Source organism: Longispora fulva, assembly GCF_015751905.1.
GTDB classification, from domain to species: Bacteria; Actinomycetota; Actinomycetes; order Mycobacteriales; family Micromonosporaceae; genus Longispora; species Longispora fulva.
Window position 1 is genome coordinate 5,880,937 of sequence record NZ_JADOUF010000001.1, and the last position, 20,127, is coordinate 5,901,063.

18 protein-coding genes are annotated in these 20,127 nt (G+C 70.9%); 5 read left to right on the forward strand and 13 right to left on the reverse strand.

The genetic code is table 11. The annotated features are described in order from the left end of the window. Window positions 1-215: 215 nt before the first annotated feature. Both IW245_RS26565 and lysS read right to left on the reverse strand, forming a co-directional pair. Window positions 216-572, reverse strand: coding sequence for a histone-like nucleoid-structuring protein Lsr2 (locus IW245_RS26565; protein ID WP_197005886.1), 357 nt, complete (start codon window positions 570-572; stop codon window positions 216-218). An 80-nt stretch (window positions 573-652) separates the two neighbouring features. Next, window positions 653-2,155, reverse strand: coding sequence for a lysine--tRNA ligase (gene lysS, locus IW245_RS26570; RefSeq protein WP_197005887.1), 1,503 nt, complete (start codon window positions 2,153-2,155; stop codon window positions 653-655). A gap of 91 nt (window positions 2,156-2,246) precedes the next feature. Here lysS and IW245_RS26575 point away from each other — a divergent pair, with 91 nt between their 5' ends. Next, the gene (locus IW245_RS26575; protein WP_197005888.1) at window positions 2,247-2,924 is read left to right on the forward strand and encodes a class I SAM-dependent methyltransferase; all 678 of its coding nucleotides are present in this window, start codon (window positions 2,247-2,249) and stop codon (window positions 2,922-2,924) included. Between the two features lie 6 nt (window positions 2,925-2,930). On the opposite strand, the gene IW245_RS26580 is transcribed toward IW245_RS26575, so the two are convergent. Genes IW245_RS26580 through IW245_RS26595 form a run of 4 tightly spaced genes read right to left on the reverse strand, consistent with a single transcriptional unit; the run spans window position 2,931 to window position 7,020 of the window. Further along, entirely contained in the window at window positions 2,931-3,695 is a 765-nt protein-coding gene (locus IW245_RS26580; protein ID WP_197005889.1) for a type III pantothenate kinase, read from the reverse strand. 6 nt (window positions 3,696-3,701) lie between these two features. Then, on the reverse strand, window positions 3,702-4,532 hold the full coding sequence (gene nadC / locus IW245_RS26585; RefSeq protein WP_197005890.1) for a carboxylating nicotinate-nucleotide diphosphorylase: 831 nt from the start codon (window positions 4,530-4,532) through the stop codon (window positions 3,702-3,704). A gap of 58 nt (window positions 4,533-4,590) precedes the next feature. Continuing rightward, a complete protein-coding gene (locus tag IW245_RS26590) occupies window positions 4,591-6,177 on the reverse strand; it encodes an L-aspartate oxidase (RefSeq protein ID WP_197005891.1) in 1,587 nt (528 codons plus the stop codon). A 45-nt stretch (window positions 6,178-6,222) separates the two neighbouring features. Next, the gene (locus tag IW245_RS26595) at window positions 6,223-7,020 is read right to left on the reverse strand and encodes a septum formation family protein (RefSeq protein WP_197005892.1); all 798 of its coding nucleotides are present in this window, start codon (window positions 7,018-7,020) and stop codon (window positions 6,223-6,225) included. Between the two features lie 246 nt (window positions 7,021-7,266). Between IW245_RS26595 and IW245_RS26600 the strand changes: the two genes are divergently transcribed. Genes IW245_RS26600 through panD form a run of 3 tightly spaced genes read left to right on the forward strand, consistent with a single transcriptional unit; the run spans window position 7,267 to window position 9,337 of the window. After that, complete coding sequence (locus IW245_RS26600; RefSeq protein ID WP_197005893.1) at window positions 7,267-8,139, forward strand: Rossmann-like and DUF2520 domain-containing protein; 873 nt, start codon at window positions 7,267-7,269, stop codon at window positions 8,137-8,139. After that, complete coding sequence (gene panC, locus IW245_RS26605; protein WP_197005894.1) at window positions 8,136-8,942, forward strand: pantoate--beta-alanine ligase; 807 nt, start codon at window positions 8,136-8,138, stop codon at window positions 8,940-8,942. Before IW245_RS26600 ends, panC begins: the two co-directional genes overlap by 4 nt. Continuing rightward, window positions 8,942-9,337, forward strand: coding sequence for an aspartate 1-decarboxylase (panD, locus tag IW245_RS26610; RefSeq protein ID WP_197005895.1), 396 nt, complete (start codon window positions 8,942-8,944; stop codon window positions 9,335-9,337). The genes panC and panD overlap by 1 nt, the downstream gene beginning before the upstream one ends. Before the next feature lie 146 nt (window positions 9,338-9,483). Here the strand turns inward: panD and IW245_RS26615 are convergent, their stop codons facing one another. The 4 genes from IW245_RS26615 to IW245_RS26630 all read right to left on the reverse strand — a co-directional run bounded on the left by IW245_RS26615 (window position 9,484) and on the right by IW245_RS26630 (window position 14,785). Further along, window positions 9,484-12,000 carry an ABC transporter permease gene (locus IW245_RS26615; protein WP_197005896.1) on the reverse strand — a complete coding sequence of 839 codons (2,517 nt, stop codon included), beginning with the start codon at window positions 11,998-12,000 and terminating at the stop codon, window positions 9,484-9,486. Further along, window positions 12,000-12,746: an ABC transporter ATP-binding protein gene (locus IW245_RS26620; RefSeq protein ID WP_197005897.1), complete on the reverse strand. Its 747-nt coding sequence runs from the start codon at window positions 12,744-12,746 to the stop codon at window positions 12,000-12,002. The genes IW245_RS26615 and IW245_RS26620 overlap by 1 nt, the downstream gene beginning before the upstream one ends. Before the next feature lie 213 nt (window positions 12,747-12,959). Then, on the reverse strand, window positions 12,960-13,643 hold the full coding sequence (locus IW245_RS26625; protein WP_231398949.1) for a response regulator: 684 nt from the start codon (window positions 13,641-13,643) through the stop codon (window positions 12,960-12,962). Then, a complete protein-coding gene (locus IW245_RS26630; RefSeq protein ID WP_197005898.1) occupies window positions 13,640-14,785 on the reverse strand; it encodes a sensor histidine kinase in 1,146 nt (381 codons plus the stop codon). The genes IW245_RS26625 and IW245_RS26630 overlap by 4 nt, the downstream gene beginning before the upstream one ends. Window positions 14,786-14,971: 186 nt before the next feature. On the opposite strand from IW245_RS26630, the gene IW245_RS26635 reads away from it, so the two are divergent. Further along, window positions 14,972-16,768, forward strand: coding sequence for a hypothetical protein (locus IW245_RS26635; protein ID WP_197005899.1), 1,797 nt, complete (start codon window positions 14,972-14,974; stop codon window positions 16,766-16,768). A 61-nt stretch (window positions 16,769-16,829) separates the two neighbouring features. Here the strand turns inward: IW245_RS26635 and IW245_RS26640 are convergent, their stop codons facing one another. From IW245_RS26640 to IW245_RS26650, 3 genes are read right to left on the reverse strand one after another with little or no spacing between them, the layout of a single operon-like run. Next, the gene (locus IW245_RS26640; RefSeq protein WP_197005900.1) at window positions 16,830-18,065 is read right to left on the reverse strand and encodes a threonine/serine exporter family protein; all 1,236 of its coding nucleotides are present in this window, start codon (window positions 18,063-18,065) and stop codon (window positions 16,830-16,832) included. Then, window positions 18,055-19,188, reverse strand: coding sequence for an NADH-quinone oxidoreductase subunit D (locus tag IW245_RS26645; RefSeq protein ID WP_197005901.1), 1,134 nt, complete (start codon window positions 19,186-19,188; stop codon window positions 18,055-18,057). The genes IW245_RS26640 and IW245_RS26645 overlap by 11 nt, the downstream gene beginning before the upstream one ends. Next, window positions 19,185-20,123, reverse strand: a complete 939-nt coding sequence (locus tag IW245_RS26650) for an SAM-dependent methyltransferase (RefSeq protein ID WP_197005902.1) — start codon at window positions 20,121-20,123, stop codon at window positions 19,185-19,187. The genes IW245_RS26645 and IW245_RS26650 overlap by 4 nt, the downstream gene beginning before the upstream one ends. Window positions 20,124-20,127 lie beyond the last annotated feature (4 nt).

Below are 20,127 nucleotides of genomic sequence, written 5' to 3' on the forward strand. Positions count from 1 at the left end.
GTGCCCTTACTCTATCGCCCGCCCCTGACTGTTCAGGGGTAGCGCCGGTCGGGTCGGGGCGCACACCCGGGTACGACCGTCACGTTTGCCCTAACCAACGGCGTTCTGGAGCTGTTCCCGCAGCTTGAGCGCTACGCCAAGAGCGAAATACCGCCCGGACACGCAGCCGGCCCGACCCCGGGTACCAGGGGTCGGGCCGGGCGGGAACGCGAAGATCAGCGGCCGGCCTGCGCGTTGTACAGGTCGACGATGTCCTGGGAGATACGCCCACGACTGGAGACCTTGTGGCCGTTACGCACGGCCCAGTCACGAATGGCCTTGTTCTGCTCACGGTCATTCGCACCACTGGTCCGGGCACCAGTGGTGACCTGCCGGGTGGCAGGACGGCCGGCGCCGGCGCGCTGCCGACGACCAGCGGTGATGTACTTCGCCAAGGACTCGCGAAGCACCTTTGCGTTTTCACTGGACAAGTCGATGATGTAGCTGGCCCCGTCAAGGCCGAAGCTCACCGTCTCGTCGGCTGGACCCGAGTCGAGGTCATCGACGAGGACCACGTGCACCTTCTGTGCCACGGTTTTCCCCTTCTTTCCCAACAAATTAAAAGAAAGATAGCCCACGGTACGGGAAAAGAAAAGCCGCTAGCACTATTCCTTTACTCTGGCTTAACCATGGGGAACAGGATGGTCTCCCGGATGCCGAGACCGGTCAGAGCCATCAGCAGTCTGTCAATACCCATCCCCATACCACCCATGGGTGGCATTCCATACTCCATGGCGCGGAGAAAGTCCTCGTCGAGTTGCATGGCCTCGTCATCTCCCTTGGCGCCGAGCAGGGCCTGGGCGACGAGTCTTTCGCGCTGGACAACCGGGTCGACGAGCTCCGAATACGCCGTACCCAATTCGAACCCTTGTACGTACAAGTCCCACTTCTCCGTGAGGCCCGGCTCCGTACGGTGCGCGCGGGTCAGGGGGCTGGTCTCCTCGGGGTAATCGCGCACGAAAGTCGGCGCGATCAGGCCCGGAACCACCAGCTCCTCGAACAGCTCCTCCGCGAGCTTTCCGGGGCCCCACAAGGGGTCCACGTGCAGGTCGTGCGCCTCGGCGTACTTCACCAACTCCGGATACGGAGTGCGGATCGTGACCTCGGCACCCAGCGCCTCGGATAGCGAGCCGAAAAGCGTGATTTCCCGCCAATTCCCGCCGAGGTCGTGTTCGGTGCCGTCATGATGCGTCACGACGTGGCCACCGAATACGGAGTACGCGGCGTTCTGAACGAATCCCCTGGTCAGATCAGCCATGGTGTTGTAATCGCCATACGCCTCGTAGGCTTCCAACATCGCAAACTCAGGTGAATGAGAGGAGTCAGCTCCTTCATTACGGAAGTTTCTGTTGATCTCGAAGACCTTGTCGATTCCGCCGACCATCGCCCGCTTGAGGTACAGCTCGGGGGCGATCCGCAGATAAAGGTCAATGTCGAGCGCGTTGGAGTGCGTCTTGAACGGCCGCGCCGTCGCCCCGCCGTGCATCTGCTGGAGCATCGGCGTCTCGATCTCGACGAAGTCCCGCGCGTGCAGGAAGTCGCGGATCGACCGGACCGTGCCCGAGCGCACCCGGACGACCTCGCGGGCCTCCGGACGCACGATCAGGTCGACGTACCGCTGTCGGATCCGCGTCTCTTCACCCATCGGCTTGTGCGCGACGGGCAGCGGACGCAGTGACTTCGCCGTGATCACGAAGCGCTCGACCATGATCGACAACTCGCCGCGGCGGCTGGTCGCGACATCGCCCTCGACGCCGACCAGGTCGCCGAGGTCCACGACGCGCTTCCACTGCTCAAGGGCGTCCGCACCGACCTTGTCCAGGGACAACATCGCCTGCAACTCGGTGCCGTCGCCGTCGCGGAGCGTCGCGAAGCACAGCTTCCCGGTGTTCCGCACGAAGATCACCCGGCCCGTGACCGAAGCCCGCTCACCGGCCGCCGTGTCGGGCGGCAGATCCGGATAGAGAGCCTTCAACTTGGCCAGCGTCGTCGTCCGTGGGAAACTCACCGGATACGGCTCGATACCGTCAGCGAGCAACTTGGCTCGCTTCTCGTGACGAATCCGCAACTGCTCGGGCAGGTCATCGAAGTCTTGCTGGAGGACGGGCTTGGTCACGGCAACACCTTTCTTGTATGCAACAAAGGGTATAGGTTCGCCTCCGATGGACGCCTTCGACTTGTCACGCCAGGCCAGATCCTTCGGGCCCGTGGCAGATCTCTATGACCGGATCCGCCCCTCCTACCCGGCCGAGGCCGCGGCCTGGCTCCTCGGCCCGGCACCCATGAAGGTCGTCGACCTCGGCGCCGGTACCGGCATCTTCAGCCGCGTGCTGGCCAACGCCGGCCACGAGGTCATCGCGGTGGAACCCGACGCGGCGATGCGGTCGCGGATCGGCAGCGGGATCACGGCGCTCGAGGGCAGCGCCGAACGCATCCCGTTACCCGACGCCTCTGTGGACGCCGTCGTCGCCGCCCAGGCGTACCACTGGTTCCACCATGACGAGGCGCATCCCGAGATCGCGCGGGTCCTCCGCAATGGAGGCGTCTTCGGTCCGATCTGGAACATCCGCGACGAGTCCGTCGACTGGGTCGCCGCCATCTCGAAGATCGCCGAATCCGAGGCGCAGCGCGTGTTGCACTCGCCGCAGCCGGGTTTCGGCCAGCACTTCCACCCGGCCGAGCGGGCCACCTTCCGGCACTCCGTGCACCACACCACCGACACCCTGGTCACCCTCACCCGGAGCCGGTCCTACTACCTGACCGCCACCCCCGAGCGACAGGCCGAGGTGGAGGCGGAGCTGCGCGACCTGACCACGGGGCTCGACGAACCGTTCGAGTTGCCGTACATCACCGTGGCGTTGCGGACGCGCAGGCTGCCGCGCTAGCCGCCGTCAGGGGCGGGTGCGTTCCCAGACCATCCGCAGGCCGATCAGGGTCAGCGACGGCTCGTGGTGCGTCACCGTCTCGCACTCCTCGATCACCACGGGGGCGAGTCCCCCGGTCGCGATCACGGCGGTGACGGAGCCGCCGAGTTCGGCCACCATCCGATGGATCATGCCGTCCACCTGGGCGGCGAAGCCGTACACCAGGCCGGACTGCAGGCACTCGACGGTGTTCTTGCCGATCACGGAACGCGGGCGCACCGGCTCGACCTTGCGGAGCTGGGCCGCGCGCGCGGCGAGGGCGTCGATCGAGATCTCGATGCCGGGGGCGAAGGCGCCGCCCATGAACTCGCCCTTCGGGCCGACCACGTCGAAGTTCGTCGCGGTGCCGAAGTCGACGACGATCGAAGGACCGCCATACAACTGGTACGCGGCCAGCGTGTTCACCACCCGGTCGGAGCCCACCTCCTTCGGGTTGTCGATCGACAACGGCACGCCGGTGCGCACCCCGGGCTCGACGACCACCGCCGGCACGCCGCCGAAGTGCCGGTCGAGCATCCAGCGGAGCTCACGCAGGGCCTGCGGCACCGACGAGCACGCGACCACGCCCGTGACCTGCACGGAGTCGGCGGCGAGCAGGCCGCGGTACACCAGTGCGAGTTCGTCGGCCGTCGAGCGCGAGTCCGTCTTGATCCGCCACGAGTGCACCAGCCGCTCGCCGTCGAACGTCGCGAGGACCGTGTTGGTGTTCCCCACATCGATGGCGAGCAGCATCTTCGATTACCTCCGCAGGTCGAGTGCGATGTCCATGATGGGCGAGGAGTGCGTGAGCGCTCCGACCGACAGGTAGTCCACGCCGGTCTCGGCGTACGGGCGCACTCTATCGAGCGTGAGGTTCCCCGTGGCCTCCAACTCGGCCCGGTCGCCGACGGCCGCGACCACCTCGCCGATCAACTCCGGGGACATGTTGTCCAGCAGCAGGAACGTCGCGCCGACCCCGACGGCCTCGACCGCCTCCGCGAGCGTGGTGACCTCCACCTGCACCGGCACGTCGGGGAACTGCTCGCGCACCCTGCGGTACGCCTCGGCGACCGAGCCCGCGGCCAGCTTGTGGTTGTCCTTGATCATGGCCACGTCGTAGAGGCCCATGCGCTTGTTGGAACCGCCGCCGACCCGGACGGCGTACTTCTCCAGCGCGCGCAGGCCCGGGGTGGTCTTGCGGGTGTCGAGGACCACGCATTTGGTACCGACCAGGGCGTCCGCCCAGGCGCGGGTGTGGGTGGCCACCCCGGACATCCGGCAGAGCAGGTTCAGCGCGGTCCGCTCGGCGGTCAGGAGCGCGCGGGTCGGGCCGGTGAGGGTGGCGAGCACCGTGCCCGCCGGTACCCGGTCGCCCTCGGCCACGTGCAACTCGACCTCGACGGGGCCGACCGCCTGGAACACCGCGATGGCCACCTCCAGCCCCGCGACGACGCCGTCGGCCCGGGCGACCAGCTCGGCCACGTCGGTCTGGTCGGCGGGGATCGTGGCCACGGAGGTGACGTCGAGCCCTGCGGGGCCCAGGTCCTCCGCCAGCGCGGTCGCGATCACGCGGTCGATGTCGGCCCTCATTGTTCCTCCGGTTCACTCAGCCTCGCGGCAGGCCTCGCGGACCCGCTCGCGGATGCGTTCACAGTGCTTCCCAGGTCGCGGTGTCCAGCCCGAGCAGCACGTGCCCGAGGAAGTCGGGGCTGGCGTCGGGGAAGTCCTCCCGCCAGTGGCAGCCCCGGGTCTCCCTGCGCATCGTCGCCGCCCGCAGCAGACCCGAGGCCACGGTCAGCAGGTTCGTCGCCTCCCACGTCACGTTACGCGGCCGGCCGGCCCGCCCGGACAGTTCCTGGACGGTCGCCGTCGCGCTGGCCAGCGAGTCCTCGCTGCGGAGCACGCCGGCGTGCCGGGTCATCGCCCGCTGCAGTTCGCCCTTGACCGACTCGTCGATCACCTTCTGCTCGGCCCCGCCGAACACCGGGTCGGACTGCGGGGGCAGGTCGGCGGCGATGTCCGCCGCGATCCGCTTGGCGAACACCAGGCCCTCGAGCAGGGAGTTCGAGGCGAGCCGGTTCGCGCCGTGCACGCCGGTGCACGCGACCTCGCCGCACGCGTACAGGCCGGGGATGCTGGTCCGGCCGTGCAGGTCGGTCCGCACCCCGCCCGAGGCGTAGTGCGCGGCCGGGGCGACCGGGATCAGGTCCGTGGTGGGCTCGATGCCGGCCTCGCGGCAGTACGCCGTGATGGTCGGGAACCGCTCCGGCAGCCGCTCGACGTGCCGGGCGTCCAGCCAGACATGGTCGGAGCCCTCGGCGTGCATCACCCGGGTGATGGCCTTGGCGACGATGTCGCGGGGAGCCAGCTCGTTGAGCTCGTGCCGGCCGACCATGAACCGCTCGCCGGCCCCGTCGCGCAGGTACGCGCCGGCGCCGCGGAGCGCCTCGCTGACCAGGGGCTGCTGGGCGCGCGAGCCCGGCAGGTACAGGGAAGTGGGGTGGAACTGCACGAATTCGAGGTCGGTGACCGCGGCGCCGGCCCGCAGCGCGACGGCGACCCCGTCGCCCGTGGACACCTCGGGATTGGTGGTGACGCTGAAGATCTGGCCCAGTCCGCCGGTCGCGAGGACCACGGCCCTGGCCAGGATCGCGCCGACGCCGTCCTCGGTGCCCTCGCCGAGGACGTGCAGGGTGATGCCGCAGGCCCGCCCCGCGGCGTCCTTCAACAGGTCGAGGACGAGAGCGTGCTCGACCAGGCGGATCCACGGGTCGCGGCGCACCGCCCGGTGCAGCGCCCGCTGCACCTCGGCCCCGGTCGCGTCGCCCCCGGCGTGCACGATCCGGTCGGCGTGGTGGCCGCCCTCGCGGGTCAGCATCAGAGAGCCGTCCGGGTGCCGGTCGAACTGGGCCCCGAACCGGATCAGTTCCTTGACCCGGGCCGGGCCCTCCTCGGTGAGCACCCGCACGGACTCCGGGTCGCACAGCCCGACCCCGGCGACCTGGGTGTCGAGGGCGTGCGCCTCCGGGGTGTCCAGCGGGTCGAGCACGGCGGCGATCCCGCCCTGGGCCCAACGGGTCGAACCGTCGTCGATATTCACCTTGGTGACCACGGTGACGTGGTGGCCGGCCTCGCGGAGTTGCAGGGCCACGGTCAGTCCGGCGATGCCCGTCCCGACGACCAGGACGTCGGTGGTTTCCACCCAGCCGGGCTCGGGGGCCTGCAGTCTGTGCATGCACACAGTGAACGCCACAGGCCCGCCGACGTACTGACCGGGGTCTTAACCGGCCAGGGGGACCGGCTTGTCCCCGAGGCCCTTGACACTGGCCGTGAGCTTCTTGTTATCCAGGGTGGTCACGAAGCAGCGGTAGGTCGCCCTTCCCCTGCCGACAGTGCGGACGGACGGCCCCCAGGAGGTGACGTCCAGGCTCCGGTTCTCCTCGAACGTCCGCTGGTCCCAGCCGAGGAAATCGGTGACGGACTTCTGGCATCCGGCCGAGACGACCTTGTCCAGCTCCACCCTGCTCTCCGGGTGGTAGTCGGAGGCCACCGAGAAGAGGCCGGCGAACTCGAGGTCGTGGGGGGCCGAACAGTCGCCCCGGTAGACGTAGTCCTTGGCGACCTTGTCGCCGCAGGTGATGGCCAGCGGTCCCGGCGTGGCCAGCGCCCCGCGCAGTGAGGACTTCCGGGTCACCAGGGCGGGGAAGGCCGCCGAGCCGATCTCGGCGACGTCGCAGGCGAACCAGCGCGCCTTGCCGGACATCTCGTCCGCCGCTTGCACGTAAGAGTTGAGGCCGATCCGGTGCGCCTGGTGTCGCCCGCCGAGGTAGTCATCGGCCCGCGAGGCGCAGATCTCGCCCATCTCCTTGTCGCCGGTCTCCTCGGTCCAGTTGGTGGAGTACACGCCGACGTAGACCGTCTCCATCTCGTGGGGCTCGGCGCACTTCACCCTCCGGCCGGTGTGCTCGGCGGGGAAACCATCCGATCCCGCGTCCGGCGTGCCCGCCTTGGCAGCGTGGCGGCACTCGCCGGCCACCGGGGTGACCGAGCTGTCGTCCGGGTTCAGCCCGTTGGCCAATCCACCCAGAACTATAGTTCCACCACAAGATAGGACAAGGAAGGCGCCGATGATGACGGCAATCAGTCTCGCGTTCACGGCGCGGGAGCCTACGCGGCCGTTCGCCGTCCGCGCAGCCCCGTTTTCCGGCCCGGGTCCGACGCGTCTTTTCGGGCCGGGTGCGATGCGCCACAGACCCTCCCCGGACGCCCCGGGCAGACCTCATACTTGCGTCGACCGGTACCCCAACCAGGACTGGATCGCCAGATGAACGTAGAACGCCCTGGCCGCCTCCGGGTCGGCATAGTCGGGGCCGGCCGGGTCGGCGCCGTCCTCGGGGCAGCGCTGGAACGCGCCGGGCACCACGTCGTCGCGGCCTCGGCCGTGTCGTCGGCCTCCCGGTCACGGGTCGAGCGGCTGTTGCCCGCCGCGGAGATCCTGACCCCCGACGAGGTGGTCGCGCGGGTGGATCTCGCGCTGCTGGCCGTACCCGATGATGTTCTTCCGAAGCTCGTCGAGGCCCTGGAGTTTCCCGCCGGGCAGATCGTCGCGCACACCGCCGGCACCCACGGCCTGACCGTGCTGGTCCCCGCCGCCCGCCGGGGCGCGCTGCCGCTGGCCCTGCACCCTGTGATGACGTTCACGAACCGGGCGGAGGACCTCGACCGGCTCGAGGGGATCTCCTGGGGGATCACCGCCCCCGACGAGCTGCGGTTCGTCGCGGAGGCGCTGGTCCTGGAGCTGGGCGGGGAGCCGGAGTTCGTCGCGGAGGCCGACCGGCCGCTGTACCACGCCGCGCTCGTGCACGGCTCCAACCACCTGGTCACCCTCGTCAACGAGGCGATGGACCTGCTGCGCGGCTCCGGTGTCACCCACCCCGAGCGGATGCTCGGCCCGCTGCTGTCCGCCGCGCTCGACAACACGCTGCGGCTCGGCGACGCCGCGCTCACCGGGCCGGTGGTCCGGGGCGACGCCGGCACCGTGGCCAGCCATCTCGCGGCGCTGGGCGCCCACGCGCCCGACTCGGTCGCCGCCTATGTCGCGCTGGCCCGCCGGACCGCCGACCGGGCCATCGCCGGCGGGCGGCTCAAGGCCGTCGACGCCGAAGAACTTCTGGGGGTACTGGCGGTGCGCACGTGACTCTCGTCGTCGCCGACCGGGCGCGGCTCGCCTCCGCCCGGCAGTCCCTCACCGGCCGGATGGCCGTGGTGATGACCATGGGCGCCCTGCACCCGGGGCACGCCGCCCTGCTCCAGCAGGCCCGCGCCGAGGCCGACCACGTCATCGCGACCATTTTCGTGAACCCGCTGCAGTTCGGGCCGTCGGAGGATCTGGACCGCTACCCGCGGACGCTGGACGCCGACCTCGACATCTGCCGCGCGGCGGGCGTGGACGCCGTCTTCACCCCGACCGTGGACGTCATCTACCCGGTGACCCCGTCGGTGCGGATCGACCCCGGCCCGACCGGGGGCATCCTCGACGGCGCGAGCCGGCCCGGGCACTTCGCCGGCATGCTCACGGTCGTGCACAAGCTGCTCCGGCTCACCGCCGCCGACGTGGCGTACTTCGGGGAGAAGGACTACCAGCAGCTCACCCTCATCCGACAGATGGTCCGTGACCTGGACATGGGTACCGAGATCGTCGGCGTGCCCACGGTCCGCGAGCCCGACGGCCTGGCCCTGTCCAGCCGGAACCGCTTCCTGTCCCCCGCCGAACGCGAGCGGGCGCTGGCGCTGTCCCGCGCGCTGCACGCGTGCCCCGGCGGCACCGCGGAGGAGATCCTCGCGGCCGCCGGCAACGAACTCAAGGGCGTCGACCTCGACTACCTTGCGCTGACCGACCCGCTCCTGGGCCCGGTCGTCCCCGGACCGGCACGCCTGCTGGTCGCCGCCCGGGTCGGTACCACCCGCCTGATCGACAACGCGCCCGTGGAGGTGCACTGATGCTGCGTACGATGCTCAAGTCGAAGATCCACCGCGCGACCGTGACGCAGGCCGACCTGCACTACGTCGGCTCCGTCACGATCGACGAGGACCTGCTGGACGCCGCGGACCTGATCCCCGGCGAGCAGGTGGCCATCGTGGACGTCACGAACGGGGCGCGGCTGGAGACGTACGTGATCCCCGGCGAGCGGGGTAGCGGCGTGATCGGGATCAACGGGGCCGCGGCGCATCTCGTGCACCCGGGCGACCTCGTGATCATCATCTCCTACGGGCTGATGGACGAGACCGAGGCGAAGTCGTACCTGCCGAAGGTCGTGCATGTGAACCCGCGGAACGAGGTCATCGAGCTGGGGAACGACCCCACGGTGGCGAATCCTGGCGTTCGGTTGGTGTAGGGGCCGGCGCGGCATGCCGGCGCGGGCACGCCACCGCGCGGGCGGCGCCTGAAGTGTCGCGAAGGCCCGGTCTCACCCCCACGGGAGACCGGGCCTTCGTCGTTCTCGGACAGCCGGGTGGTGTCGCGACACCCGGTGCCCACGGGTCACTCGGTCGCGAGTGACTCCACCACCGGCCGGCTCACGGCCCGCCGGGCGGGGAACACCGAGGCGGCCAGGGCCGCTCCGGCCGCGACGGCCAGGATGATCGCGAGCTTGCCCCACGGGACGGTCACCCCGAAGTCACCCCCCAAACTGTTGATCATGTTCATCGCCCCGGCGCTCACCGCTGTCCCCAGGGCCACGCCGAGCAGCGCGCCCACCAGGGCCATCATGATCGCCTCCACGGCCAGCATGCCGCGCAGCTTGCCGCTGGTGAGGCCCACGGCGCGCAGCACGCCGTTCTCCCTGGTCCGTTCGACCACCGACAGGGTCAGGGTGTTCGCCACGCCGATCAGGGAGATCACCACGGCCAGGCCGAGCATCGCCGTCACGAACGCGAGCATGGTGTCCACGGTGGACGTGAGCTGCTGCTTGTACGCTGCCCGGTCCATCAGCTCCAGGGTCGGATAGTTCTCGAGCACGGTGTACGCGGCGTCCATCGCCTTGTCCGCCGCCACCCCGGACGCGATCGAGGCCTCCAGCGCGTACGGCCGGTAGTCGGGGAACATCGCCGTGAAGTCCGCGTCCATCACCGAGACCTGCTTCAGGGTGGCCCGCTTCTTGTTCTCGTCCTTCTGCTGGACCACGCCCACGACCTGGAACGACCTGCCCTTGACCGTGACCTTGTCGCCGACCTTGAGCCCGGTGGGCTCCGTCGCGACGGCCTTGCCCGGGGCCAGGGTCTTCGGGTCGCCGCCGACGGTCTTCTCCCCGGCGTTGAGCGCGAACACCGGCTGGGTGGAGCGGATCTGCAGCTTCGACGCCTCGTCCACGGCCTGCCGGGGCTCGGACACCGTGCCCAGCTCGGGGAGTTTGCGCAGCTTGTCGATGACCTCCTGGGGGATGTCGCCGGCGTTGGACTGGAACATGAAGTCCGCGCCGATCTTCTGGTCGATCTGGTTGCCGATGCCGTCCTTGATGCTCTCGCCACCGACCTGGAACGCCGAGACCAGCCCGATGCCGATCACCAGCGCCACCGAGGTGGCCGCGATCCGGCGCGGGTTGCGCACGGCGTTGGAGATGGCCAGGGTGGCCGTCGCGCCGAACAGCTTCCGCAGCGGCCAGCCGAGCACCCGGACCAGGAAGGGCACGAGGACCGGGCCGAACATCACGATGCCGGCGAAGGTGAGCACGCCGCCGGCCCCGACGAACAGGAAGTTGCCGAACGTGCCGGCACCGACCAGGCAGACGACGCCCGCCGCGAGCACCAGCCCCCCGGAGATCAGCCGGAACAGGCTGACCTTGCGGGCGGTCTCCACCGCGGAGTCCGACAGCGCCGCCACCGGGGGCACCCGGGTGCCGCGCCAGGCCGGGACCAGGGCGGAGAAGACCGTGATGCCGGTACCGATGACCAGGGATAGCACGATCGTCTTCCACGTGAGGACGAGGCCGCCCTCCATCGGGAAGTCAAGCCGTCGGAGGACGGTCTGCATGCCCGCCGCGATGCCCAACCCGGCGAGGATCCCCGCAGCCGACGCCACGAAGCCCACCACCGCCGACTCGAGGACGACCGACCGGAACGCCTGACCGCGGGTCGCACCGACCAGCCGGAGCAGCGCGGTCTGCCGGGCACGCTGGGCGAGCACGATCGTGAAGGTGTTCGCGATCACGAACGCCGCGACGAATGCCGAGATCGCGCCGAAGGTCAGCAGGACATAGTTGAACTGTTCGACGTTTTGGACCACCTGGGCTAAACCCGCGTCGAGCAGCTGCTGGCGCGTCTTGACGTCCCCGAGGGAGCCGACCACCTGCTTCACCTCCTTGGCCAGGGCCTCGTCGGTGACGCCGGGCGTGGCCGCGACGATGATGCCGGTGTACTTCGCGGTCCCGCTCATCCGCAGCGCCTCAGCCGGCGTGACCCCGATGAACGGCCCGCCGAAGTCGAGCGCCGTGCCGGAGACGTCCACGACCCCGACCAGGGTCATCTTCTGGCCGGCACCCTTCTCGCCGGCGACCGTGACCGACTGGCCGAGCTTGAAGCCCTGCTTGTCGACCGTGCGCGTGTCGAGGGTGACCTCGCCGGGGTTCGCGGCGAGCCGGCCGGCGGTCACGCCGTAGGACTGCAGGTCCTTGCTGGTCGGGACGCTCGACAGGGTCGCGTAGCCCCGGACCGGCTTGCCGTTCGACCCGGTCAGGGCGCCGGAGCCGCGCAGGACGCCCTCGGCGACGGCGACCCCGGACAGTTTCGCCACCTTGTCGACCGTGGCCTGGTCGAAGCCGGGCGACTCGACCTTGGTGCCGTCGGGGTTGCGGCCCGCGGCGCGGAACGCGTCCTCGGACAGCTCCACGCCGACGCTGGTCTTCCGGTCGAGCTTGCCGACCTTGTCGTAGGAGGCCTGCTTGAGGCCGTCGGTGAACACGAACGTGCCCGCGATGAACGCCACGCCCAGCACGATCGCCAGGGAGGACAGGATCAGTCGCACGGAGTTCGCCCGCAGCGACTTGAGGGTCAGCTTGATCATCAGCGCGCGCCAGCCTTGTCGAGGTTGCCCATCACGTCGAGGATGCGCTCGGGGGTCGGCCGGTACAGCTCGGTCATGAGCCGGCCGTCGGCCAGGAACACCACCCGGTCGGCGGCGGACGCGGCCATCGGGTCGTGGGTGACCATGATGACGGTCTGGCCGAGGGTGTCCACGGCCTCCCGCAGCAGCCGGAGCACCTCGGCGCCGGACCGCGAGTCCAGGTTGCCGGTCGGCTCGTCGGCGAAGATGACCAGCGGCTTCGTGATCAGCGCCCGGGCCACTGCCACCCGCTGCTGCTGGCCGCCGGACAGCTCGCTCGGCCGGTGGCCCAGCCGGTCTGCGATCCCCACGGCGGCGACGACCTGGGCGAACCACTTCGCGTCCGCCTTGCCGCCCGCGATGGAGATCGGCAGCATGATGTTCTCGGCGGCGGACAGGGCCGGGAGCAGGTTGAACTTCTGGAACACGAAACCCACGTGGTCACGGCGCAGCAGCGTGAGCCTCTTGTCGTCGAGCCGGGTGACGTCGGCGTCCCCGATCCGCACCGTGCCGGCGCTCGGCCGGTCGAGCCCGGCGAGGCAGTGCATCAGCGTCGACTTGCCGGAGCCGGACGGCCCCATGATCGCGGTGAACTGGCCGGCCCCGAATTCCAGGGTCACGTTGTCCAGTGCGACGACCGCGGCCTCGCCCGTTCCGTACTGCTTGCTCAGGCCGATGGCGGCCACGGCTGCTGCGTAGTTGGTCATGCGCCAAACGCTAGGCGCGGGGCGCGGCTCGTGCGTCCACCCGCGAACGGGACCTCACGTCGTCCGCCGGTCGCGCACTAGGGGCACACCCCTACGACCTGAGGATTACGCCACCGGGCCGCGAGCCGGGCGGACCGGGCCAGCCGCGGTCCGGCACGCGGGGCTCCGGCCGCCGCGCGCCGAGCAAGGGACCACCGTAACCATCTAATGGGTTTAGCGGGTTGGTTTCACCAGGCCGGACTCGTAGGCCAGGATCACGGCCTGCACCCGGTCGCGCAGCTCCAGCTTCGTGAGGATCCGGCCGATGTGCGTCTTCACCGTGGCCTCCGCGACGAACAGCCGCTCGGCGATCTCCTGGTTCGACAGGCCCTGGGCGACGAGCAGCAGCACCTCGTGCTCCCGGTCGGTGAGCAGCTTCACCCGGGAGTCGTCGGTGCCGCTCTGCGGGCCGAGCTGGCCGGCGAACCGGTCCAGCAGCTTGCGGGTCACCCGCGGCGCGACCACGGCGTCGCCGCCGGCCACCACCCGGATCGCCGCCAGCAGGTCCTCCGGCGGCACGCTCTTGAGCAGGAAGCCGCTCGCGCCGGCCCGCAGCGCGGCGAACGCGTCCTCGTCGGTGTCGAACGTCGTGAGCACCAGCACCTTCGGGCCGTGCGGGATGGCCGTCAGCCGCTCCGTGGCCGACACCCCGTCGAGGACCGGCATCCGGATGTCCATCACCACCAGGTCGCACTCGACCGTGGTCAACTGGCGGAGCGCGTCGGCCCCGTCGCCGGCCTCGCCGACCACCGTCATGTCCGGCTGGGCCTCCAGGACCATGCGGAACCCCGCGCGCACCAGGGACTGGTCGTCCACGAGAAAGACCCTGATCATGTGCTCGTCGCTCCGCTCGGTCATGGTCGCAAGGGTAGCGTCGCGAAGACCTCGAAGCCGCCGACCAGCCGGGGTTTGGCGATCAGCTCGCCGCCGTAGAGCATCGCGCGTTCGCGCATCCCGACCAGCCCGTGCCCGCCGGAGCCGACCGGGCGGGGCACCTGGCCGCCGCCGTCGTCGACGATCGCGATGTTCAGGGTGTGCGGCAGCCACTCGAAGGTCAGGGTGACCCGGGTGCCGGCCCCGGCGTGCTTGAGCGTGTTGGTCAGGGCCTCCTGCACGATCCGGTACGCCGTCAGCTCCAGCGCCTGCGGCAGCCCCCGGGGCTGGCCGACATGGGTCATCTCGATCAGCAGCCCGGCGGCCTCCGAGCGCTCGACCAGGGTCTCGACCTGGTTGAGGACCACCACGTTGCGGTCCTCGTCCGGGGCCTCGCGGAGCACCCCGACGAGGCGGCGCATCTCCTCCAGGGACTCCCGACCCGTGTCGCCGATGGTCCGCATGGCCTCGCGGGCCTTCTCGGGGTTGGCGTCCATGACGTACCGGGCGCCGTCGGCCTGCACGATCATCACCGCGAGGCTGTGCGCGACGATGTCGTGCAGCTCGCGGGCGATCCGGTTGCGCTCCTCGCCGACCGCGATCCGGGCCAGGTGGGCCTGCTCGCGTTCCAGGGTCTCGGCCCGGTCCTCCAGGCTCACCACGTACAGCCGGCGGTTGCGGGCGTTCAGCCCTGCGAACCACACCCCGGCGACCAGGGAGCCGAGCGCGACGCCCATGCTCCCCTTCTCCTCCCAGTTCTGCTCGGTGTCGTTGACCGCGAGGACCACCCCGATCAACAGGGCGCCGCCGGCGGCGAAACCCTCCCAGAGCCTTTTCGAGTACTTGACCACGCTGTAGCCCGCGACCAGTACCGCGACGTCGTGCGGGAGGACCTGCCAGTCCATCATCGTCTGGAACAGGGCCAGCAGGGCGACCACGGTGCACGCGATCGTCGCGTACCTCCGGCGGAACAGCAGCGCCAGGCACATCACGGTCCCGAGCAGGAACTGGGCGACCCCGAAGTTGTCGCTGCCCAGGCCGGCCACGCAGAGCAGGAGCGCGCCGAGCACCACGGCGGCGTCGAAGACGGCACTGCGCAGCGGGAGGCCGAAATAGGTACGGGGCACGTACCGAGCGTAACGACGTGGGCGGGTCGCGACGGCCGTCGCCAGGCTGATCAGCCCGTCATCCCTGAGGATGACCCTCGTTATGCGGAGGAGGGAGGAGTACGACGAGTCGACGTCCAGGGAAAGTGAGACTTCGTGGCGCCTCCCTATTTCGAAAAACTGAAACAATCGGTACTGTCTGCAACCATGCCAGCCTCGGACACCCAACAAGGGCGTCTGAGCGGCGGTCTACCCACGATCCTGTTCTGGATCGGGGTGGGCCTGGCTCCGGTGGCCGCCGCGTTGCTGCTGCTCAGCCAGGGCGGGGGCCCACTTCGAGTCGCCGCCGCTCTCGCCATCCTCTCGATCGTTCTCATCGGGTTGTCCATCACCCTGCGCCGGGACAACGGTGCGGTGAGCGCCGAGATGGAGGCGACCCTCGTCGAGGAGCTGGAGCTGCTCCGCGAGGACGTCCGCGACGACATCCGGACCGCGGCCAAGGCCACGCACGCCGCGCTGCTCCGCGAGGTGCAGACCCTGCGCGGTGAGGTCGACGCGCTGCGCGGCGGCCGGCCCCAGCCCGGCCCGGTGACCGCGACCGCCGCCGTGCCCGCGCCGGGAGCCGGCGTCGTGCACCACACCGAGACCGTCCAGGTCACCACCCGGCAGACCACGCTGACCGCCGACCACCCGCACGGCCGCGCCACCCCCTATCCCCCGGCCGACGAGGCCCGCCGGCCCGAGCCGGACCCCCGCTTCGAGGGCCGCCGGGCCGAGCCGGCGCAGCCGGACGTCGCGCGTCGGCCCGGTAACGAGTACGGCGCCCGCCCCGCCCTGGAGACCAGCCGGATCGAGCCGTCGACCGTGCTCGGTCCGCGCCCCGAGCCCGCGCGGGCCGCCGAGTACGGCCGCCGGGTCGAGGACGACCGGCCCCGGTGGGAGCCGGAACCGGTCCGCGCCAGGGTCGCCGAGGAGCCCGTGGGCCGGGCGCGGATCGTGGACGACGGCCCAGCTGTCGGCTGGCAGCCGCCGGCCCCGACCGGCCGGTACGACGACTCGACCTCTGTTTCCCGCTACGGCTCGAGCCCCCGGGCGGACGGTCCCGCCCGGGCCGACGGCGACGGCCGTTGGGACGGCGAGGGTCGCCGGGCCGACGACGGCCGGCGGGCAGACGGTGACGGGCGGCGGGCACTGCCCGAGCCGGCGCGCTTCGAATCGGAGCCCCGGCCCGCCGGGTTCGACGCCCCCCGCTGGGCCGACGGCGAGAGCCGCCGGTCCGAGCCCGAGCCGGCACGGTTCGACTCCGACCCCCGCCGCGTGGACAGCGACCCCCGGCGTGCCGACATCGACCCGCGGCGTGCGGAACCCGAGCCGCGCCGGTCGGAGCCCGGCCCCCGCTGGGCGGACGCCGACCAGCGCAGGCCCGACACCGGCCCCCGCTGGGCCGACGGCGACGGCCGCAGGGCCGAGCCCGAGATGGACGGACCGACCCGCAACCGGCGGGCAGCCCGGCGCGCCGAGCCCGACGACGAGCCCGGCTTCGCCGCGAACCTGCCGGCCATCCCCCGCGGCAACGACCCGTGGGCGGATCTGCGGTCCGACGCGCCCGGCTCGACCCGTTCGGCGGGCGAGTCCTGGGCCGAGGTGCGCTCCGACGAGCGCGGCGGCGAGCTGCGGATGGGTGAGCGGCGCGCGGAGCTGCGCACGGACGAGTACGGCCAGGAGTTGCGGGTCGCCGACCGGTGGGCCTCGATCCGGCAGGAGCCGGCCGACCAGGACCGCCCCGGACGCCGGGCCGCAGCGGACTGGGACGACCACCAGCCGCAGGCGACCGACGTCCCCGGCTGGCGCAACCAGGACTCCGGCGGCGACGAGCGCACGACCTCCGGCTGGACCCCGCCGCGCGACTACGACGACACCGGCTACCGCTCCCGCCACACGGAGGAACCCCGCGGCTGGCAGCCCCCGCAGGAGGACTACCCGCGCGAGGAACGCTGGCGGTAACCCGCAGCCACACTGGGCGGGGCGTTGGGCGAAGCCCACGCCGCGTATGGCGAAGCCAGAGCTACCCGCGCGAGGAACGCTGGCGGTAGGCCGCCGGGACGAGGTCGGTGATCGAGTACCGGCCCAGACTGGAGCCGACCAGCATTCCCAGCGCGATCGAGATGAACGACCACAGCCCGCCGATCGCGTCGCTGGCCCCGATCGGCACGTCGGTGGCCAGCTCGTTGAGGCTGAGCAGCCCGAGCGCGCCCGGCACCATCAGCCAGAAGGCTGGCAGGAACAGCACCTGGGCCGGCGGGGCCCCGGGCACCCGCTGGAGCCAGTACGACACGACGGTCATCACGAGCGCGCCGACGAATCCGCTGAACAGGGCCCCGATCAGCCACGTGCCGACGAACTGGGCGGTGTAGGCGAGGTAGAGCATGCCCATCAGCCAGAGCAGGGACCTGGCGGGGGCGGAGAAGTACAGGTACACGCCGAGGCCGAACACCGCGACGCCGACCCACGGCGTCCACGGGCCCAGGGCGGGGATCAGGGTGACGTCGGCGTGGTGCGCGCCGGCGAGCCGGGTGCCGGCGGCGATCCCGAAGGTGAGCAGCAGCAGCCGGCTGATGCCGTATACCAGGCGGGTCGAGCCGGAGATCATCGCGCCGGACGCGAGTTCGACGGTGGCCATGGTCAGGGTCGCGCCGGGCAGGAAGGACACGAGTGGCGGGATCAGCACCCGCAGGGCGGTCTCGCCGAGCAGCGGGGCGGCGACCTGGTAGGCGACGGCCGTGACGAGCAGGCTGGCGAGGACCGGCAGGGCCAGGGACAGCGAGCGGCTGCGCCGGGCGAGGAGTCCGAGCAGGCCGACGCCGAGGCCGCCGACCGCGTAGGCGACCAGGGCGCGCCAGGTCGGCTCGAGGAGCAGTCCGAGGCCGACGGAGAAGGCGACATGCCCGAGCAGCGTCAGGGCCGTGCCGAACCGGGGCGCCGAGGAGAGCAGGGCGTCCAGTCGCGCGCTGCCCTCGGCGGGGGTGATCCGGGCGGTGGACGCGAGCCCGACCAGCTCGTAGAGGCCGCTGATCTGGTCGAGGCGCAGGCCGGTGCCGGCGGCCTCGGAGAAGTCGACGGCCTCGTGGTCGCGGATGAACACGCCGGTGGGCAGGACGAAGAACCGGACGTCCTCGGCCCCGTACGCGTCGGCGATGCGTTGCAGCCGCTCGGTGGTCTGGTTGACCGGGTCCCCGGCGTCGCACATGGCCACGCCCAGCTTGCGCAGGAACGTGAGCAGCGTGGCCGGGTTACTTGTCAATATCGCCCACGACGAAGAACATCGAGCCGAGGATCGCGACCAGGTCGGGGATGAGGCAGCCGGGCAGCAGGGTGGCCAGTGCCTGCACGTTGGAGTACGACGCGGTCCGCAGCTTCAGCCGCCACGGCGTCTTCTCGCCCCGGGACACCAGGTAGTAGCCGTTGAGGCCGAGCGGGCTCTCCGTCCACGCGTACGTGTGGCCCTCGGGGGCCTTGACGACCTTGGGCAGCCGGGTGTTGACCGGGCCCTGGATGGTGTCCACCTTGTCCAGGCACTGCTCGGCGAGGTCGAGGGAGACGTAGACCTGGTCGAGCATGCACTCGAACCGGGCGTGGCAGTCGCCGGCCTGCCGGGTGACGACGGGCACGTCGAGCTCGCCGTACGCGAGGTAGGGCTCGTCGCGGCGCAGGTCGAAGTCGAGGCCGCTGGCGCGGGCGACCGGGCCGGACGCGCCGTACCCTGCGGCGGCCTCGGCGGTGAGCACCCCGACGCCCTTGGTGCGGGCCATGAAGATCTCGTTGCGCCGGATCAGGACGTCGATGTCCTTCATGCCCTTGCGGACCTCGGCGATGGTCTCCCTGGCCCGCCTGGTCCAGCCGGCCGGGACTTCTTCCTTGATCCCGCCGACCCGGTTGAACATGAAGTGCATCCGGCCGCCGGCCGCCTCCTCCATGATCGCCTGGAGCTTCTCGCGCTCGCGGAAGGCGTAGAAGACGGGGGTGATCGCGCCGATCTCCAGCGGGTACGAGCCGAGGAACATCAGGTGGTTGAGCACCCGGTTCATCTCGGCCAGAGCAGTGCGCAGCCAGGTGGCCCGCTCGGGCACCTCGATGCCCATCAGCCGCTCGACGGCCAGCGCGACGCCCAGCTCGTTGGCGAACGCCGACAGCCAGTCGTGCCGGTTGGCGAGGACGATGATCTGCCGGTAGTCGCGGACCTCGAAGAGTTTCTCCGCGCCCCGGTGCATGTATCCGATGATGGGTTCGCAGGTCACGACCCGCTCGCCGTCGACGGTCAGCTTGAGCCGGAGCACGCCGTGGGTCGACGGGTGCTGCGGTCCGATGTTCAGCACCATGTCGGCGGTGTCGAGTCCAGCTCCCACGCCCACGGTTAACTCGGTCATGGGAAGCATCGTGCCACGTCCACCCCCCTTCCTTCGAGGAGCCACCAGTGTCCGCCGAGCCCGGCCGGGTCGGTCAGCTCCGCGGCCTCGGTCGCCGCGACGAGCGCGCGGAGGTAGCGGCGTGGGTCGGAGCTGGCCAGGGACAACGGCGGCCGGGCTCCGGTGATCCCGAGCGCCCGGAGCGCGTCGCGTTGGGAGATCAAGATCGATTCTCCGGTACTCAGCGAGTCCATCGCCACGTGCGCCGTGATGTCCGTGCTCCCATCGGGCGCGGGCTGGACCTGACGCCCCTCGCGGTACCCGGTCAAAGTACTAAAAAAAGGTCGTTGATCTTTGGTGTGGCCGTAGTCCACGGCCAGCGCGAGCCCGGTGTGCCCTGCCAGCGCCGAGCGCCAGGCCCGGTCCCGGGTCAACCCCGCCTCGGCCTGCTCGAAGTCCGGCCACCAGGCGGCCAGCCAGTCGACGGTCTCCGGGTCGGCGGCCGGGCCCAGGGTGCCGTCGGTGAGCAGCAGCCGGGCCACCCCGTCCCCGTCGCGGCCGACGACGTCGACAGGCACGTTGTCCAACCACTCGGTCGCCACGACCAGGCCCACCGTGCCGGTCGGCACCTCGCGCAGCCACGAGATGTCGGGCGAGAGCCCCGGCGGCCGATCGGCGATCTCGACCGCGGTGAACCGCAACCGGGGATCGGCCAGCTGGACCCTCAGCGCCTCCAGCAGTTCCCCGCGCCCGGCGCCGATGTCCACGATGTCGAAGCGGTCCGGATGGCCGAGCACGGCGTCGACCTTGTGCACCAGGGTCGCGATCGCGGTGCTGAGCTGGGAGGAAGCGTGCACGCTCGTCCGGAACTGGCTCGCGGGAGCCTGCCGGACGAAGAACCCGTCGGGGCCGTAGAGCGCCCGTTCCATGGCCTCGCGCCACGTGCTGACCGGCATGTGA